This is a genomic window from Nitratireductor aquibiodomus NL21 = JCM 21793 (assembly GCF_000615975.1).
Taxonomy (GTDB): Bacteria; Pseudomonadota; Alphaproteobacteria; order Rhizobiales; family Rhizobiaceae; genus Nitratireductor; species Nitratireductor aquibiodomus.
Map to the genome: position 1 here is coordinate 16,766 of NZ_BAMP01000006.1, position 18,114 is coordinate 34,879.

Consider the following 18,114-nt stretch of genomic DNA (forward strand, 5'->3'; position numbering starts at 1 on the left):
AAGCCAGCCGAAGCAGCGCGCGGTGACGATCGGTTGACCATCGAGCCCGATCCCACCCGGGCCGCTGTCATATCGCCTGTTCTCACATCCGAACGCCGGGCTGCCGAAAGCAGCGCGGCCTCTTCGCGTGCCGCCGAAGCACGCCATGAAGAGGCGATCGGTCTCACCGAAGCCATCGATCTCGATGTGGCTTTTGCAGAGATCGTGAGCGTGAGCACGCCACGCCCGGCAACGCTGCTCGGCACGGGAAAACTCGAGGAAATAGCCGCGCGGGTCGAAGAAGAGGCCGTCGAGGTGGTGATCATCGATCATCCGCTCACGCCGGTTCAGCAGCGCAACCTCGAAAAGGCGCTGAAGGCCAAGGTTCTTGACCGGACGGGCCTGATCCTCGAAATTTTCGGCCGCCGCGCGCGCACCAAGGAAGGGCGGCTTCAGGTCGATCTCGCGCATCTGGAATATCAGCGTGGCCGGCTGGTGCGCAGCTGGACCCACCTGGAGCGGCAGCGCGGTGGCGGTGGCTTCATGGGCGGACCGGGCGAAACCCAGATCGAGGCCGACAGGCGCCAGCTTCAGGAGCGCATCATGCGCCTGAAGAAAGATCTGGAACAGGTCCGCCGCACGCGCGACCTTCACCGGGCCAAGCGCCGCAAGGTTCCGTTCCCGATTGTCGCAATCGTCGGCTACACCAATGCCGGAAAATCGACGCTGTTCAACCGGCTGACGGGCGCAAGCGTGATGGCCGAGGACATGCTCTTTGCCACGCTCGACCCGACCCTTCGCCGGGTGCAGCTCCCACATGGCACAACGATCATTCTTTCCGACACGGTCGGCTTCATTTCCGATCTGCCGACACATCTGGTGGCGGCGTTCCGCGCCACGCTTGAAGAGGTGATCGAGGCTGACCTCATCGTGCATCTGCGCGATATTTCTGACCCCGACACGGCGGCCCAGGCCATGGATGTGGAAGCCATCCTTGGCGACCTGGGCGTCGATGCGGCGGACCGGAAGCGGGTTCTTGAGGTCTGGAACAAGATCGACAGCCTGGACCCGGAGCGCCGCCGCGCGCTGCTGGAGGGGACGCGCGCAAGCGACGCGCCGCTGGCGATCTCCGCGATCACGGGCGAGGGCATTTCAGACCTTCTGGCGCTGATTGAAGAGCGCATTTCAGGCCAGATCGTCATGACTTCCATCGAGCTTTCGCCCGACCGGATGTCGCTTCTCGACTGGATTTACCGCAACGGCGAAGTCGTCGAGCGCAGCAACAATGACGATGGCAGCATCTCCCTCAAGGTGCGGATGACGGAAACCGCAAGGCAGGACGTTCAAGAGCAGCTTTCTGGAAACAAAACCTCCAGGTAAAAGCTCTATCCATCTGAAAGAAAAGGGCTTTGCGACTCTGAAAGCCGATCAGTCCGCTTCGGTTTTTGCGCGCTGCCAGAGTGTTTCCATTTCTGCGAGATTCGCCTCGTCAAGCGAACGCCCTGCCTTTGTCAGCTCACGTTCGACGAAATCGAAGCGCCTGCGGAACTTGTCGTTGGTGCGGGCGAGCGCGGCCTCTGCATCATGCCCCAGATGCCGCCCCAGATTGACGATGGCAAACAGAAGGTCGCCATACTCCTCCGCGGCATGAACATCGTCCCGTTCCTGAAGGCTTCGCGCAGCTCGCCGATTTCCTCTTCGATCTTGTCGAGAACCGGTCCGGCCTGCCCCCAGTCAAAGCCGACGCGGGCAGCGCGCTGCTGGAGCTTGTGCGCGCGCATGAGCGCGGGCAGGGCGCGCGGCACCTCATCCAGATAAGCGACAGGTTCGGCAGGGCTGCCGTTCTGCCGTCGCCGTGCGAGCCGCTCGGCCTTCTCCTGCGCCTTGATCTCGTCCCACATGCCCTTTGCCATGCCCCGGCTGCGGGCTTCTGCATCACCGAACACGTGCGGATGACGCCGGATCATCTTCCGGGTAATCGCCTCCACCACATCACCGAAATCGAACTGGTTTTCTTCTTCCGCCATGCGGGCATGAAACACGACCTGCAGCAGAAGATCGCCCAGCTCATCACGCAGATCGTTAAGATCATTGCGCTCGATGGCATCGGCGACTTCGTAGGCTTCCTCAATCGTATAGGGCGCGATGGACGCAAAGTCCTGCTCGACATCCCAGGGACAACCGGTTTCGGGCGTGCGTAGCGCCTTCATGATCTCGAGAAGGCCGACGATATCCCTAGAAGGCTGCATCCTTGTCTTCCTGTGTTGGCCCGGAGACTGAATCCGGAGCGCTTTCGCATTTCATTGGACCGCAAAAGCGCTCCATCCCGTTGATCTTACGCAACCCCGGACGGAAAACCGGTGCCCGCTTGTCGCAGAACTGCCCTAACCAATAGTGCGTTCCAGCACGCGCAGCCAGTTGCGCCAGGCGATTTTCTCGATCAGCTCGCGTCCATAACCATGCGCGCGCATCGCTTCAATCAGTTTCGGAAGGCCGGTGACGTCTCCGATCTGTCGCGGCACCAGTGCACCGTCGAAATCGGATCCGAATGCCACCCCGTCTTCGCCGAGCGCTTCGAGCATGGCATCCAGATGTCTCAGCAGAACGTCGAACTCCGTATCCGCATTCGTGTCGCCGTCGGGCCGCAGGAAACTGACCGAGAAGTTCAGCCCGGCCAGTCCGCCGGTTTCCCGGATCGCGCGCATCTGCCAGTCCGTCAGATTGCGGGATTGCGGGCAGATGGCGTGAACGTTGGAATGGCTGGCGACGAGCGGCGCGTCGCTGATCGCCTGAACGTCACGAAACCCCTTTTCGTTGAGGTGGGAGAGATCGACCAGAATGCGCAGGCGATTGCACTTGCGCACCAGTGCCTTGCCGGCCTCGGTCAATCCATCGCCGATATCGGGGGAAGCTGGGAAGCGGAACGGCACGCCATGGCCGAAAATGTTGGAGCGGCTCCAGACGGGGCCGAGTGAACGCAGCCCGGCGGCATGGAGAACATCGACCAGGTCGAGATCGGCTCCGACCGCTTCCGTGCCCTCGACATGAAATACGGCGGCCAGCGCGCCGGATGCCATCGCCGCGCGAATCGCGTCCGCGTCGCGGCAGATCGCAAAACGGCCCTCCGAAGCGCGCTCGAGACGCTGCAGGAGTGCAGCCATGGCAAGAGTCGAGGCGAGGGCATCGGCCTGTTTGAGTTGCGGAAAGGTAACGTCTTCGGGGCGTTTTCCGTTTACCTTCATGTTTGAAAGTGGCGGGGGAAAGATCGCAAAGAGGCCGCCGGCGAGGCCTCCTTTACGGGCGCGGGGAAGGTCGATGTGCCCCTGGTCCATGCCATTCAGAAAAAGCTCTTCGGCGTCCTGCCGTCCACTCAGATGAAGTCGAAGGAGCGCGTCATTGTGGCCGTCGAAAACGGGGGTGATGTCTGCCATGAAGAGATCGCCTGTTCGCGCGTATGCGCTGAGTGATTCTGGAAGGTTATTTCTAGGCAAGCACGCAGCGGGAAGCAAATCGCACTTCCGGCCGCCTGAGAACACTTTGCTGCGGTCCTCGGCACAATTCGCACAGAGGTGGATCGAACGAGTTGACGCCGAGCCGGGCAGGGCTGTAAAAGCGCCCGACAGTGACCGGAGGGATGGCCGAGCGGTTGAAGGCACCGGTCTTGAAAACCGGCAGGCGGGTGACCGTCTCGTGGGTTCGAATCCCACTCCCTCCGCCATTTTTTGCTGATTGCACGCTCACACCAACCGACGCCACGGACGGCCGATTATACGCTACGGCCCGATATCTCTTGAAGATCAAGGGGGCGGCTCTCGCTCCCATAGCAGCCATCCGAACCCATCGCAGCGAAGGTCTGCTCTGAGACCAATGTTGCCGGTCATACCAATAATGATGATGAGTTTCCGACCGCAATTCCAATAGCTCAGTCTTCGTCCGCGGCCACACCTGATTGACCGGGTGCTGTAGCGGCAAGTAGATCCTCGAACAACGCCTTCCACTGCAACTCAGAGACGGAAAACAGACCCAACGCCTTGAGCAGGAACGCGCCTTCACCGGCGAGAAAAGCAAGTGCCAGCTTGCGGTCATCCGAACTGGCCAAATCGAGGCCGGCGAGGCGGGTCTCATACCAGTCGCGTGTATCGGACAACTGATCGGGGTGCTGGACAAGCGCCGTCATCATCACCGCTGAGCGTGAATGATCATCGGCGTTCGAATCGCGCGTTGCCGCAAGGTGTGCCCGGATCAGGCCCTGCGGCGACGGATCAGTCCCGGCCCGCGCGGCCACCTCGTCATCGAAGGCGTCACCCCATCGGGTGATCATCGCCCGGATCAGGTTGTCGCGCGAGCCGAAGGCGTATTGCACGCCCCCCTTGGTGATCCCCGCAGCCTTTGCCACGGCATCGAAGCTGAGCGCGCCCGCCCCTCTGGCCATCACGAGCGCCTCGGCGGCATCCAGAACCTTGTTGCGATCAATGGAGCGAGGTCGTCCGGCCATCTTTTTCCCTTTCAATACGATGCGACTGTAATTATATGACCCATTCAGAAGATCCAACCCGAATCCGAGTCTCAAGAGGATAGCCCAAATGCCCCCCCGCAACCGCTGGCTTGTGCTCGCCACAGTGTCGAGCGCCTTGTTCCTGATCGTCATTGACATGACGGTGCTCTACACGGCCCTGCCACGCCTGACCCACGACCTCGCAGCCACGGCGATCGAGAAGCTGTGGATCGTCAATGCCTACCCGCTGGTGGTCGCCGGGCTGCTGCCGGGACTCGGCGGACTGGGAGACAGGGTCGGCCATAAGCGCATGTTCATGTCGGGGCTGGCGGTGTTTGGCATCGCCTCGCTGGTGGCAGCGTTCTCGCCGACGCCGGAGGCACTCATCGCGGCCCGTGTGTTGCTTGCGATCGGTGCGGCGATGATGATGCCCGCCACTCTGTCGCTGATCCGACTGACCTTCACCGACGAGAGCGAGCGAGCCTTTGCAATAGGCATTTGGGCTGCGGTCGCCTCCGGCGGTGCGGCCATGGGGCCGATAGTCGGGGGGGTGATGCTGGAGTGGTTCTGGTGGGGCTCGGTTTTTCTGATCAACGTGCCGATTGTCCTGTGCGCGCTGCTGGCAGGCGCGTTCGTTCTCGTCAACAGGCGACCCGAAAATACCCATCCCTTCGACCTGATCGGCTCGGCCCAGGTGATGGTCGGGCTGGTCGGCCTGGTCTATGCGATCAAAGAAGTCGCCAATCGTGACCCTTCCTTGCTGGCTTCAAGCATCGCTCTTGTCATCGGGGGGCTGGCGCTGGCGACCTTCGTCCGCCGCCAGCGCCGGAGCGCCCACCCGCTAATCGACTTCGAGTTGTTCCGCAACGCCCGTTTCACATCCGGCGTGGTTGCGGCTCTCGTGGCGTCAGCGGCGCTGATCGGCGTCGAATTGGTGTTCAGCCAGCGCCTCCAGCTGGTGCTCGGCCTGTCGCCGCTCGAGGCAGGCCTGATGATCCTGCCAATCCCAGCGGCATCCTTCATCGCAGGCCCCTGACGGGGTTGGCGATGCCACACTTCGGCGCTACCCGTGTCCTGACCTCGGCCCTGACGCTGACAGGGCTGGCCTTGGTCGTCTACCTTCTGACCTACGATGGCGCGCCTGTGGTCTGGCTCTCTGTCCTGGCGGCCATGGGCTTTGGCCTCGGTGCCAGCATGACTGCGGCGTCGAGTGTCATCATGTTGTCTACACCCGAAAAACACGCCGGCATGGCGGCATCGGTCGAAGAAGTGTCCTTTGAACTCGGCGGCGCTCTTGGCATCGCCGTCTTGGGCAGTGTCATGACCGCGCTCTACACCCGCGCTATGACTGTACCGCTGGGGTGGACGCTACGGTAGCCGACAGTTTCGACGAAGCGCTGCTGGCCTCCGAAAGCTTGGGCGATGCCGCTGCCACACAGTTGAGAGCGCTGGCACGAGGGGCCTTCGATGAGGCATTCATCGGTGTGATCGCCTTGGCATCACTCTTTGTCCTGGGTGTAGCGTTCGGTATCTGGCGAAAGGCCGTGGCCCCTCATTGAGCGGAGATGAGATTGGTACAAACGGGAAAGCGCTTCCAACTCGCACCCACGCAGCATTGGCAAACGACAGCTTCGTCCGCATAGCTACCAGATTGTCGCTTTCGTACGAGTGACCGGTTTCCGCCCCGTTGTGGCCACTCGCTCTTGAGTCAATTCTTGGGGGCTATGGCACAGACGCAGTTCTCAATTTTGCAACTCCCAGCTCGCCATTTTTTGCCTATCCGTTTCACACCAATCTACCCTCGCACCGCGCTCCGGAAAGCAGCGGACAGGGCGGCGAGGGCCTCCCGGGACCGGTCGTCCGTAACTCTCGAATGGAGCAGAACCGGCAAACGGGGCAGATCGGGAAGGCCGAGCGGGGGCCCACGTCAACCGCGCCCAAGGGCAGCATGCGGGGAGAAAGGGCGGCAATGCCCAGACCAGCCACAACAGCGGCCGAGACCGCCGAAACACCGCCTCCAACGAATGTCTCCGTCCAAGCAACGCCCGCCTCGTCAAGAATCCGGCTCGCCATGGCGCGTACGCCGCAGGGCTCCGGCATTGTGGCGATCGGCAGGGGCTCGCCCGCGCGGTGCTGCCAGCCCGGCGATGCAAACCAGCCGAACTTTTCTTCAGCGATAACCTCTCCGTCGCTGCGCCCCACATGCAGACGGGCAAGGGCCGCGTCGAGCTCGCGCCGGTCGAAGCTCTGAAGCAGGTCGCCCGACGATCCTATGCGGATGTCTATCAGCAAATGCGGGTCCTGCGCGTTCATGCGCGCGATGAGTGCGGGAAGTTCCGGCCCGGCAACATGGTCGCTGATGCCTATGGTGAGCCTCTGCCGGGAGGAAGCAAAGGCAGCGAGCGCACGGTCATGGGTTTCCATAAGCTCCCGCGCCCGTTCCAGAAAGGCCGCGCCCCGTGCCGAAAGCTGCACAGAACGCGGCGTCCGCTCGATGAGCCGGCAGTCGAGCCGGTCTTCCAGACGCTTCAGTCTGAGGCTGATCGCGCCTGAGTCGTGCTCATGGCTTCGGCAGCGCGCGTGAAACTGCCAAGCTCCGCAATGTGGAGAAAGGCGCGGACGGAATCAATGTCGAGGGTGCGTGTCGTCATTTCAATATATTATCATTGATATCAAGATCGATGCCATATCAAAATATATAGGCGGCGGTTAGTGTCCTGTTCAAACCACACGGAAAGGACCACCATGCCACGTCTCAACATCTCACTGCGTGCGGGAAAACCGGAAGCCTACAGGCAGGCGATCCTCGACAGCCTCTACCGCGCGATGCGCGACGCACTTACGGTGCCGGAAGACGACCAGTTCATGACCATCACCGAGCATGATGCCTCAAACTTCCGCCATGGTACGGCGTTTGGCGTCGCACGGAGCGAGGATCTGGTCTACATCCAGATCATTGTGTTCGACACGCGCACCCTGGACCAGAAGAAGGCGTTCTTCCGGCGGGCCACAGACCTGCTGGGCGAACACCCGGGCATCCGTCCGGAGGATGTGTTCATCAACATCGTCGAGGCCGCGAAAGAGAACTGGTCCGTCGGCCACGGCCTCGCGCAATTCGCCTGATCTGCATGCAGCTGGACATGGTGCGCAGGACGCGGGTTCGCGCCGGGCGGGGCGCCTCCAGGAGGCGGCCGGCTACGCTTTCACGGCCACGATGAAGGGGCGGGCCGTTGAACCTTTGCTGGCGTGATTTTCCAGTTCGGCGATGGTGAAGGCCTCGTCGCTCATGAGCTGTTTCAACTCATTGACGGAAAAAACACTCACATGCGGCGCCTTGCCGACGGCACGCATGGCCGGCAGCAGGAGACGCCTGATCAGAAGGTTCATCTCGCCGACGCACGGGGTCTTGGAGATGAATATCCCCTCGGGCTTGAGCAGCCGGCGGATGGTGCGCAGCGTGGCCCGGGGATCGCGCGTGAGATGCAGGTAGTTGAACCCAAGGATGACATCGAAGCGGTCATCTCCCGCCAAAAAATCCTCCGCGACAGCCTGACGGAAAGCCAGGCCGGGGCAGGGGGCTTCCCGCAGCCTGTCGCTGGCGATGGCAATCATCGCTTCGGAGATGTCAGTTGCTAGGTAAGAGCCGGCTGTATGCGCCAAGCGGAGGGCGGTGGTTCCTGTGCCGCAGCCAAGTTCGAGCACGCTGTGGTTCTTCTGGAGAAAGCCGAGCGTGCGCGCCAGCGTGCGCTCGTACCCTTCCGGATCGGCAACAGCCGATGCGGCGTATTTTCTGGCGGTCCTGTCCCAGAAACGGGCGTCCGAAATTGCCGTCATGCGAGGCTCCAGATTGATCGGCCGGAGCCTAGCATATGCATTTGGCGCGACAATTGATTAAATCCGCACGACATATATACGTAAATGCATGAGAGCATTGGACTGGAACCTTCTGCGTGCATTTCACGCCACGGCGACGCTGGGGTCGCTCTCGGCTGCGGCCCGGCATCTCTCGCTGACCCAGCCGACGCTCTCGCGGCAGATCATCGCCCTTGAAGGAGAGCTGGGCGTCGAGCTGTTTGAGCGTATTGGACGGAGGCTGTCTTTGAGCCCGACGGGCTCAGCCCTGCTTGAGCACATCGAGCGCATGGGCGACGCCGCAGATGCATTCTCCCTGGCTGCAAGTGGAAACGTGCAGGCACTGACCGGGCGGGTCAGCATCTCGGCCACGGACACGTTTTCCGCTTACGTCCTGCCCGAAATTCTTGACCGCATAAGGCTCGAGGCACCGCAACTCAGCGTAATGGTCGTGGCCTCCAACGATCTGAGCGATCTGCACCGGCGGGAGGCCGATATTGCGATCCGCCACGTCGCTCCCGACCGGGAGAGGCTGGTCGGGCAGCGCCTGCGCGACACCGAAGCGCACTTTTACGCTTCTCACGGCTGGGTCGAGCGCAATGGCCTGCCGCGCAGCGTGGATCAACTGGCGCATTCCGACCTTATCGGCATAGAGGATGTCGAACGCTACACGGCTTACCTGAACGGCATGGGCATCCCCATCGGCGTTTCGGATTTCCGATTGCTTTCCAACTCCGGGATCGCCGTCTGGCAGATGGTCCGGCAGGGGCTCGGTGTTGCCGCCATGCTGCGCGAAGTGGCCGAGCGCACCCCCGGGGTGACGCGCCTGCCGCTCGATTTGCCCGGAATCACGGTGCCGATCTGGCTCGTCACCCATCAGGGACTGGAGGCGAGCCCCCGCATAAGACTGGTTCAGAGGATAGTGAGCGAGGAACTGGCCCGCATGAGATTGTGACGGCAGGCACCGGTGCCGTCATTTGCGTTTTTCTCGCTGTCACACTAAACCAGCGACGAGAAATGCCATGGCCTGTCGCAATTTTGGCGATTTGCCCCTTTGCTGCCACAAATGATTAACAGCTTGCTAAGGTATTTCGGGGCAGGGTGCGGAGGGCATCCTGTACTGTTCAAGATTGGAACGCCTCGTTTCCGGTAATTTTGATGAGTGGGGATATCTCGCGATCATGAACGAGATTTCGATGCCCGGGGGAGATGCGGGCGCATGAATTTTTCGATTGTCGCGCGCCGCATGACGGTCCGTCGCTTATCATCCGGTATCGCCATTGCCGCATGCGCAGCGCTGCTTTCGGCATGCAATTCGACGACACCGAAGGTGGCCGTCAGCAAAAGCAAATCCAAAGAGTATTTCGCCGAATCCGAATATGGCGTGAAGGCCAGCCCGCGGGTCGCGACAAAAACATCGAACCTGCGCCGGGGCGGTGGACGCTATCAGGTCGGAAAGCCTTACCAGATCAAGGGAAAGTGGTATCGCCCCAAGGAAGACCCCGACTATGAAAAGGTCGGTGCGGCATCCTGGTACGGCGATGCGTTTCACGGCCGGCTGACCGCCAATGGCGAAATCTACGACATGACGCATCTGACGGCGGCGCATCCGACCATGCCACTGCCGAGTTACGCGCGCGTCACCAATATGGACAATGGCAATTCGGTTCTGGTGCGCGTGAACGACCGTGGTCCCTTTGCACACAACCGCATCATCGATCTTTCAAAGCGCGCCGCACAGCTTCTCGATTATCAGAGCGCCGGCGTGGCCGAGGTGAAGGTCGAATATGTGGGGCCTGCTCCGCTGGAAGGCCGCGACGATGAATATCTGATGGCCTCCTACCGGCCGGGCGGCGCGGCCCCCGATCCCTCCGACGGCCTGCCGACCGGTGTGATGGTGGCGATGAACGGCCCGACACCGACCGCCACCCTCCCGGGCGTGAGGGCTGCGGATGCCTTCGCCAGCCAGCCAGGCCTGACGCCGCCCCAGCCAATTGCCGCATCGGCAACGTTTGAACTGCCGGCATCCGGTCCGATTATCCCTGACCGTCCGCGTACGCTGCCGCTCGAGGGTGTCCCGCAGGATGTGGCCGCACTTTCATATGCCGATCAGCGTATCAGCGCTGCAGCGGGTGCATTTGACAGCGTTCTGCAGGGCGCAGACCCCCGTTCGCAGGACGTTGCGCGCTGGTGGCGCAGGCAAAACGGAGGGGCGCTGCCGGGGCCCGTCGCAGAGCCGGACACTTTCGTGAGTGTCGGCACCTGGACGGTGAAAGCAGAAGCCGAGACGCGGGCTCGCGAACTGGCCTCATATGGCAAAACGCGTATCGAAACCGTATCCGACGAAGCCGGTGTGGTTCACTACGCGCTGTCGGTAACGCCGGATGCACAATCCCGGATAGACGAACTGCTGCAGGCCGCGTGGGCAACGGGTGCCGGGGACGCTTTCATCGTTCGTTAGATCGCCCTGCGTCCATCCGGACGCACAAAGAACGATCTAGAGTATGGATGGAGCATCGGAATAGTCCGAAAACCGGATTCCGCTTTTCCGCCCGATGCGTCAGCCGGCGGCTAACTGCGCCGCAACGGTTGATTTTCACGCTCTCATACCGCTAGATTCAGGGAGATTTCCTGCGCTTGGGGGCGTTGATTTGTTTGCCGCGTTCAAAAAGACACTGTTTTTTGCCTGCTGCCTGCTGCTTCTGGGAAGCCAGGCGGCCATGGCTCAACTCTTCGAAACCCGGGCAAAGCAGGCGTTTCTCGTTGAGGCTGAAACGGGCACGGTGCTTTTCTCCAAAAATCCCGAGGAGCGCATTCCGCCAGCCTCGCTGGCGAAACTGATGACGATGGAGGTCGTCTTCAATGCGATCAAGAGCGGGCGGCTCTCCCTGAGTGACGAGTTCTATGTCAGCGAGCATGCCTGGCGCACCGGCGGGGCTGTTTCTGGAACATCCACCATGTTCGCGGAGATCAAGTCCTCCGTGCCTCTTGAAGCGCTGATACAGGGCGTGATCGTGCAATCCGCCAATGACGGCTGTATCATCATCGCGGAGGGCATGGCGGGTTCTGAAGAGAATTTCGCCCAGTTGATGACCGAGCGGGCGCGCAAAATCGGCCTGACGGATTCCGAGTTTGTCAACGCCACGGGCCTGCCCGCCGAGGGGCAGCACGTCACCATGCGGGACCTCGTCACGCTGGCAATGCATCTGCAGAAGGAATACCCCGAGTTCTACAAATATTACGCGCAGGAAGCCTTCACCTGGAACAAGATCCTGCAGCGCAACCGAAACCCGCTTTTGCGCATGAACATTGGCGCCGAAGGCCTAAAGACCGGATATACGGAGGCTTCCGGCTACGCCATTGTGGGGGCGGTGAACCGCAACGGCCGCCGCCTCTTTGCAGCGATGAGCGGACTGTCGAGCGAGAGCGAACGGGCCGAGGAGGCCCGCAAGCTGCTGGACTGGGGTATTCGCGCTTTTGAGAAGATCGAACTTTTCGAAGCCGGCGAAACGGTTGGCCGGGTGTCGGTTTTCGGAGGTGACAGGGCAGAGCTTGCCGTGCGGGCTGACGGACCGATCGCGATCTTTCGCCCGATCACCAATGCCGATCGGCTGCGTGCACGCATCGTCTATCAGGGACCGGTTCCGGCTCCCGTGGAGGAGGGCATGCAGGTCGGCACGCTGAAAGTGTGGATCGGCGACACGCTGAGCCAAGAAACGCCTCTCTACGCCGCTGAAAGCGTGAAGGAGGGTGGCCTGCCAGACCGGGCACTGGACGCAATGGGCGAGTTGCTGATCGGCTGGCTGCGAAAATACCGTTCCTGAGACGTACACCTGCATCAAACAGCAGTTTACAGAACACATATCTGCATGGACCTTCGTGAAACGAAGGCCTGGATCGCCGTGCATCTATCCGGACGCACAAAGAACGATCCAGGCCATTGATGCAGCATCGGAATAATCCGAAAACCGGATTCCACTTTTCGGTCCGATGCCATAGATCGCCGTGCGTCCGTCCGGACGCACAAAGGACGATCTAGAATAATAGTGGAGCATCGGAATAACCCGGAAACCGGATTCCACTTTTCGGTCCGATGCTTTAAGTAGGTTGCGTCCGGCAATGACGCCGCACAAAAGGTGAAAAAGGAATATGGTCTCTTGTCTCGCGGTTTCTTCATCACATTCGAGGGAGGCGAGGGGGCTGGAAAATCGACTCAGATCACGCAGCTTGCAGCCAGCCTGCGTGATCAGGGACACGACGTGATCATCACGCGTGAGCCTGGTGGCTCATCAGGAGCCGAAGCCGTCCGGCATGTTCTCCTTTCAGGCGCTGCGGAGCCGTTTGGACCGGCGATGGAGGCGATCCTTTTTGCAGCCGCACGTTCCGACCACGTAGAGCAGGTGATCCGCCCGGCGATCGAGCGGGGAGCGGTCGTTCTGTGCGACCGATTTCTGGATTCCTCGCGCGTCTATCAGGGCGTCACGGGCAATCTCGATGACGACTTCATGCGCGAGCTCGAGCGTGTCACCGTGAACGGCATGGTGCCGGACCTGACCGTCATCCTCGATATCGATCCTGAAGAGGGGCTGCGCCGGGCCAGCGCACGGCGCGGCACCGACGCGCCGGACCGTTTTGAAAAAGAGGCGCTGGCAACGCACCGCCGCCGTAGAAAGGCATTTCTCGAAATCGCCCGGGCGGAACCGGGGCGCTGTGTGGTCGTTGACGCATCCATGCCGGCAGACAGGGTCACCGCAGCCATTCAGCGCGCCGTCGAACAGGCCATGGTCAGGGAACAGACCGGGCGCGAACGGAGGCAGGCCTGATGCTTGAGCGGACGGCGCCCGAGCGCTTCGATACACTGCCGGACATACCCGAGCCTTCGGAAAACCCGATTCTGGTCGGGCATCAGCGGGTGGCCGACATGCTGGCCGGAGCCTACCAGGCCGGGAAACTCCATCATGGCCTTCTTTTTGCGGGTCCGCCCGGTATAGGCAAGGCGACGCTCGCCTTTCACCTTGCCAATCATCTATTCTCCCACCCGCAGGCAGAGAGCGCGCCTTCCCGGTTTTCCGCTCCGAACCCCAAAGGACAGGCCTTTCGCCTGATCGCGCAGGACGCGCATCCCTCGCTGCTGCACCTGACGCGCCCCTTCGTGGAACGGGACAAGAAATTCAAGACCGTGATTACGGTGGATGAAATCCGCCGTATCCAGCGGTTTCTCTCCCTGACCACGCATGATGGCGGCTATCGGGTCGTGATTGTCGATCCGGCCGACGATCTGAATGTCAGCGCCGCCAACGCGCTGCTCAAAAGCCTTGAAGAACCGCCGCCGCGCACGGTGTTCATTCTGATAGCCCATTCGCCCGGGCGGCTTCTGCCGACCATCCGCTCGCGCTGCCAGATAGTTCGGCTTCAACCCCTCGACGCGCCCGACCTCGCAGGCCTGCTGCGCGAGTTCGGCGCGGCGGAGGCAGGCAGCGACGAAGAGATTGCGGCGCGCGCGCAGGGCAGCGTGCGCAATGCGATTCTCCTGTCGCAGTTTGGCGGCGCCGAAATCGCCGATGTTTTGCAGAAGCTGGTCGCGGAACGCAGTTTTGACGCCGCCGAAGCACTGCGTCTTGGCGAAGCGGTCAGCGGACGCGACCGGGACGTTCAGTTCTCGATCTTCAACCGCGCGGTTCTTGATATGATCAATCAGCACGCCACGGCGCGGGCCGAAGCAGGTGACACAAGGGGGGCTGCCGCGGCTGCAGACCTCTGGGATGAGATAAACACGGCAATCCGCGATGCGGAGACCTTCAACCTCGACCGCAAGCAGCATGCCGCAGGCATTGCCGCGAAGCTTAATGCCGCATTCAACGCCTGAAGACGCTGGTTGGGCTGGCATGCGCATGCGCGATGCGCTATCTGGGCGTCATCAAGCAATGTGTTTCCTGGACGTTCTTCCCAATGGCCCGCGACAAGTTTTACATCACCACGCCCATTTTTTATCCCAATGGCAAGCCGCATATCGGTCATGCCTATACGGTGATCGCGACGGATGCGATGGCACGCTTCCAGCGGCTTGACGGCAAGGACGTCTTCTTTCTGTCCGGTACCGACGAGCACGGACTGAAGATGCAGCAGACCGCCGACAAGGAAGGCATCACGCCGCAGGCGCTCGCAGACCGAAACACCGCCGTGTTCCGCGACATGATTGCCGCGCTGGGCGGCTCGAACGACCAGTTCATCCGCACCACCGAGGAGCGGCACCACCGCGCCTGCCAGGCCATCTGGCAGAAAATGGCCGACAATGGCGACATCTATCTGGACCGTTATTCGGGCTGGTATTCGGTGCGCCAGGAAGCCTATTTCGACGAAAGCGAAACGACAATCGGCGAGGATGGCGTGCGCCGTGAGCCGCTCGGCTCACCGGTGGAATGGAACGAGGAGGAAACCTATTTCTTCCGCCTCTCCGCCTATCAGGACAGGCTCCTTGCTCATTACGAGGCCAATCCGGACTTCATCGGTCCGGCCGAACGCCGCAACGAAGTGATGAGCTTCGTGCGCTCGGGCCTCAAAGACCTTTCCATCTCGCGCTCGACATTCAACTGGGGCGTTCCGGTGCCGGGCGACGAAAAGCATGTGATGTATGTGTGGGTCGACGCGCTCACCAACTACATCACCGCTGCCGGCTATCCCGACACGGATGCGCAGAGCTGGTCCTACTGGCCCGCCAACGTGCATGTGATCGGCAAGGACATCGTGCGCTTCCACGCGGTCTACTGGCCTGCATTCCTGATGTCGGCAGGGATCGAGCTGCCCAGGCGCGTCTTCGCGCACGGGTTCCTGTTCAACCGCGGAGAGAAGATGTCAAAGTCGGTCGGCAATGTGGTCGATCCCTTTGCGCTGATTGAGCATTACGGGCTCGATGCGGTGCGCTACTTCTTCCTGCGCGAAGTGCCTTTCGGGCAGGATGGCAGCTACAGCCACGATGCCATCGTCAACCGCACCAATGCGGATCTGGCCAACGATCTCGGGAACCTTGCACAGCGTTCCCTGTCTATGATCGCCAAGAACTGCGGCGGGCAGGTTCCCGAGAAGGGCACGCTTGATGCGGCCGATGAGGCAATTCTGGCGCGCGCCGGGGAGGCGCTTGAAACGGCACGCACAGCCATGGAAACGCAGGCTCTGCACCAGGCGCTCGGCGCGATTTTCGGCGTCGTGGCCGAAGCGAACCGCTATTTCGCCGGGCAGGAACCCTGGGCGCTGAAAAAGACCGACCCGGCCCGCATGCAGACCGTGCTCTATACGACCGCCGAACTGGTGCGCCGTGTGGCTATTCTCTGCCAGCCTTCATTCCGGGCTCTGCTGAAAAGCTGCTCGACCTGCTGGCCGTGGAAAAGGATGCCCGTTCCTTTGCGCATCTTGGCGAAGAGAATGCGCTCGTTTCCGGCAGCGCACTGCCGGCACCGCAGCCGGTCTTTCCTCGCTATGTCGAGCCGAAAACGGAAGGCGAAGGAGCCTGATAGGGATGCTGGTCGACAGCCACTGCCATCTGGATTTTCCCGATTTCGAGGAGGACCGAGCCGGTTTCATCGAGCGCGCGGGCGAAGCCGGTGTCGGGCTTATGGTCACCATCTCCACCCGTGTGCGTCAGTTCGACCGGATTCTGGCGATTGCCGAGGCGCATGAGAACGTTTTCTGCTCTGTGGGCACCCATCCGCATAATGCGGATGAGGAGCTCGATGTGACATGCGATGAGCTCGTGCGCCTTGCCGGACACCCCAAGGTGGTGGCCATCGGCGAAGCGGGGCTCGACTACTTCTATGACAAGGCGCCGCGCGAAGCACAGGCGCAGGGTTTTCGCACGCATATCCAGGCCGCGCGCCAGACAGGTCTGCCGCTCGTCATCCACGCCCGCAATGCCGATGACGACATGATCGCAATTCTCGAAGAAGAAACAGGGAAGGGGGCCTTCCCCTTCATTCTGCACTGTTTTTCCTCCGGTGCAGCACTGGCACAGGCCGGTGTGAAACTCGGCGGTTATGTTTCGTTCTCCGGCATTCTGACCTTCCGCAACTCGCAGGAACTGCGCGACATCGCGGAAACCGTGCCGCATGACCGGCTTCTGGTCGAGACGGATGCGCCATATCTCGCGCCCGTGCCCAAGCGCGGCAAGCGCAACGAACCGGCTTTCGTCGCACATACGGCGCATGTTCTGGCGGAAACAATCGGGCTTTCCGATGAAGAGACGGCTGATCTGACGACAGAGAACTTCTTCCGTCTTTTCAGGAAAGTGCCACGGGATGCGGCGCGGTGAGCGATGTTCTGCGCCTGACGATCCTGGGATGCGGTTCTTCGCCAGGAACGCCGCGCATCACCGGTGACTGGGGAGCCTGCGACCCCGCCAATCCCAGAAACCGGCGACGGCGCTGCGCGGCACTGATGGAACGCATCTCGGAAAATGGCGGGATAACGCGGGTCGTCATTGATACGGGACCGGACTTCCGCGAGCAGATGATCGCCGCCGGCGTTGACCGACTGGATGCGGCTGTTTACACGCACCCCCATGCGGACCATATCCACGGCATCGACGATCTGCGCGGCTATGTCCTCAACCAGCGGCAGCTGATGGACATCTACGCGGACAAGCCGACGCTGGAACGTCTGAGAGAAGCTTTCGGCTATTGCTTCGAAACGCCGCCGGGCAGCAATTATCCGCCGATCCTGAAGGCGCATCCAATCAGCCACGAAGAGGCGTTTTCAATCGACGGCGCTGGCGGGCGACTTCTGTTTCAGCCGCTGCCTCAGATACATGGCGACATTCTTTCACTCGGTTATCGCATTGGCGGTCTGGCCTATTGTCCCGATGTCAGCGCATTTCCGGACGACACACCGGAGCTGATCTCGGGCGCGGACACGCTGATTATCGATGCGCTGCAATACCGGCCGCACCCAAGTCACTTTTCGCTCGGGGAAGCGCTGGAGTGGATCGAGCGACTGGCACCACGGCGCGCCGTGCTGACACACATGCACATACCGCTCGACTATGAAACCGTGCTGCGGGAGACGCCGGATCACGTGGAGCCGGCCTTTGACGGCATGGTGCTCGAATTGCCCATTGAGGAGGACACGGAATGAGCAAGAGCATCAAACGCGTACAGGCGGCCGCCGAAGCTGCCGGACTTGCAATCGAGGTCAAGCGGATGGGTGAATCGACCCGAACCGCCGAGGAAGCGGCCAGCCAGTGTGGCTGCAGTGTCGCGCAGATCGTCAAATCGCTGATCTTTCAGGGCGAGCAAAGCCAGAAGCTCTATCTGTTTCTGGTTTCCGGCAGCCGCCAGCTCGACACTGCCAAGGCATCGGCACTGGTCGGCGAAACCCTGAAACGCGCCGACCCACGGCACATCCGCGACGTCACCGGGTTCGCCATTGGCGGCGTATCGCCACTCGGACAGCCCGACGAGGTCGCACGCTTTGGCGACGAGAGCCTGGCGGGTTTCGATCTTGTCTGGGCCGCGGCCGGCGCGCACGATGCCGTTTTCTCTGCCGAGCCGGGCGCGCTTTTCACGGCGGCAGGCGTGCAGAAGGCCGATATTGCGGTGTAACCGACGCAGGCAGCGCGCCCTGAGAAACCTTCTCCGTCAGTATCGATCAGTTCCATAATCTATCTTATGCGATCTTCTTATAGAGCCGGGTGGGTTACCGGATGGGTACAAGTCTGAAGTACGGCTTGCGTGAGATAACAATGACTTGTCTCACGCGAGGAACAACGCAGGAAACGCACCTGCTCCCATAATCAGCAT

15 protein-coding genes, 1 tRNA gene and 3 pseudogenes are annotated in these 18,114 nt (G+C 61.4%); 14 read left to right on the top strand and 5 right to left on the bottom strand.

Annotated elements, in window-relative coordinates:
* Positions 1 to 33 precede the first annotated feature (33 nt).
* A complete protein-coding gene (gene hflX / locus JCM21793_RS02990; RefSeq protein ID WP_051556106.1) occupies positions 34 to 1,359 on the top strand; it encodes a GTPase HflX in 1,326 nt (441 codons plus the stop codon).
* 48 nt (positions 1,360 to 1,407) lie between these two features.
* Here the strand turns inward: hflX and mazG are convergent.
* Positions 1,408 to 2,228: pseudogene (mazG, locus tag JCM21793_RS23845) on the bottom strand (nucleoside triphosphate pyrophosphohydrolase).
* A 135-nt stretch (positions 2,229 to 2,363) separates the two neighbouring features.
* Complete coding sequence (locus JCM21793_RS03000) at positions 2,364 to 3,410, bottom strand: dipeptidase (protein WP_025029409.1); 1,047 nt, start codon at positions 3,408 to 3,410, stop codon at positions 2,364 to 2,366.
* Between the two features lie 197 nt (positions 3,411 to 3,607).
* Here JCM21793_RS03000 and JCM21793_RS03005 point away from each other — a divergent pair.
* Positions 3,608 to 3,697, top strand: a tRNA-Ser gene (locus JCM21793_RS03005).
* Positions 3,698 to 3,901: 204 nt separating this feature from the next.
* Here JCM21793_RS03005 and JCM21793_RS03010 read toward each other — a convergent pair.
* Positions 3,902 to 4,474, bottom strand: a complete 573-nt coding sequence (locus JCM21793_RS03010) for a TetR/AcrR family transcriptional regulator (protein WP_007007458.1) — start codon at positions 4,472 to 4,474, stop codon at positions 3,902 to 3,904.
* An 88-nt stretch (positions 4,475 to 4,562) separates the two neighbouring features.
* On the opposite strand from JCM21793_RS03010, the gene JCM21793_RS30840 reads away from it, so the two are divergent.
* Together JCM21793_RS30840 and JCM21793_RS30845 are read left to right on the top strand one after the other, a co-directional pair.
* The gene (locus JCM21793_RS30840) at positions 4,563 to 5,510 is read left to right on the top strand and encodes an MFS transporter (RefSeq protein WP_280113472.1); all 948 of its coding nucleotides are present in this window, start codon (positions 4,563 to 4,565) and stop codon (positions 5,508 to 5,510) included.
* A gap of 11 nt (positions 5,511 to 5,521) precedes the next feature.
* Positions 5,522 to 5,851, top strand: a complete 330-nt coding sequence (locus tag JCM21793_RS30845; protein WP_280113473.1) for an MFS transporter — start codon at positions 5,522 to 5,524, stop codon at positions 5,849 to 5,851.
* Positions 5,852 to 6,269: 418 nt separating this feature from the next.
* Here JCM21793_RS30845 and JCM21793_RS23855 read toward each other — a convergent pair.
* Positions 6,270 to 7,125, bottom strand: a pseudogene (locus JCM21793_RS23855) (LysR family transcriptional regulator).
* Between the two features lie 94 nt (positions 7,126 to 7,219).
* On the opposite strand from JCM21793_RS23855, the gene JCM21793_RS03025 reads away from it, so the two are divergent.
* Positions 7,220 to 7,597, top strand: a complete 378-nt coding sequence (locus tag JCM21793_RS03025; protein WP_025029410.1) for a tautomerase family protein — start codon at positions 7,220 to 7,222, stop codon at positions 7,595 to 7,597.
* A gap of 72 nt (positions 7,598 to 7,669) precedes the next feature.
* Here JCM21793_RS03025 and JCM21793_RS03030 read toward each other — a convergent pair whose 3' ends face one another.
* A complete protein-coding gene (locus tag JCM21793_RS03030; RefSeq protein WP_025029411.1) occupies positions 7,670 to 8,308 on the bottom strand; it encodes a class I SAM-dependent methyltransferase in 639 nt (212 codons plus the stop codon).
* A gap of 88 nt (positions 8,309 to 8,396) precedes the next feature.
* Here JCM21793_RS03030 and JCM21793_RS03035 point away from each other — a divergent pair, with 88 nt between their 5' ends.
* From JCM21793_RS03035 to JCM21793_RS03075, 9 genes and pseudogenes are all read left to right on the top strand, one after another.
* On the top strand, positions 8,397 to 9,281 hold the full coding sequence (locus tag JCM21793_RS03035) for a LysR family transcriptional regulator (RefSeq protein ID WP_025029412.1): 885 nt from the start codon (positions 8,397 to 8,399) through the stop codon (positions 9,279 to 9,281).
* A 264-nt stretch (positions 9,282 to 9,545) separates the two neighbouring features.
* Complete coding sequence (locus JCM21793_RS03040) at positions 9,546 to 10,787, top strand: septal ring lytic transglycosylase RlpA family protein (RefSeq protein ID WP_025029413.1); 1,242 nt, start codon at positions 9,546 to 9,548, stop codon at positions 10,785 to 10,787.
* Between the two features lie 259 nt (positions 10,788 to 11,046).
* Positions 11,047 to 12,150, top strand: coding sequence for a D-alanyl-D-alanine carboxypeptidase family protein (locus JCM21793_RS03045; RefSeq protein WP_051556107.1), 1,104 nt, complete (start codon positions 11,047 to 11,049; stop codon positions 12,148 to 12,150).
* Between the two features lie 333 nt (positions 12,151 to 12,483).
* Positions 12,484 to 13,149 (top strand): dTMP kinase, encoded by a 666-nt coding sequence (tmk, locus tag JCM21793_RS03050; protein ID WP_007009860.1) that lies wholly within the window; start codon positions 12,484 to 12,486, stop codon positions 13,147 to 13,149.
* Entirely contained in the window at positions 13,149 to 14,192 is a 1,044-nt protein-coding gene (locus tag JCM21793_RS03055; protein WP_007009861.1) for a DNA polymerase III subunit delta', read from the top strand. The genes tmk and JCM21793_RS03055 overlap by 1 nt, the downstream gene beginning before the upstream one ends.
* An 83-nt stretch (positions 14,193 to 14,275) precedes the next feature.
* A pseudogene (gene metG, locus JCM21793_RS23860) lies at positions 14,276 to 15,834 on the top strand (methionine--tRNA ligase).
* A 5-nt stretch (positions 15,835 to 15,839) separates the two neighbouring features.
* Positions 15,840 to 16,628: a TatD family hydrolase gene (locus JCM21793_RS03065; RefSeq protein ID WP_007009863.1), complete on the top strand. Its 789-nt coding sequence runs from the start codon at positions 15,840 to 15,842 to the stop codon at positions 16,626 to 16,628.
* On the top strand, positions 16,625 to 17,449 hold the full coding sequence (locus tag JCM21793_RS03070; RefSeq protein ID WP_025029415.1) for an MBL fold metallo-hydrolase: 825 nt from the start codon (positions 16,625 to 16,627) through the stop codon (positions 17,447 to 17,449). The genes JCM21793_RS03065 and JCM21793_RS03070 overlap by 4 nt, the downstream gene beginning before the upstream one ends.
* Positions 17,446 to 17,916 carry a YbaK/EbsC family protein gene (locus JCM21793_RS03075; RefSeq protein WP_025029416.1) on the top strand — a complete coding sequence of 157 codons (471 nt, stop codon included), beginning with the start codon at positions 17,446 to 17,448 and terminating at the stop codon, positions 17,914 to 17,916. The genes JCM21793_RS03070 and JCM21793_RS03075 overlap by 4 nt, the downstream gene beginning before the upstream one ends.
* The last annotated feature ends 198 nt before the right edge of the window (positions 17,917 to 18,114 follow it).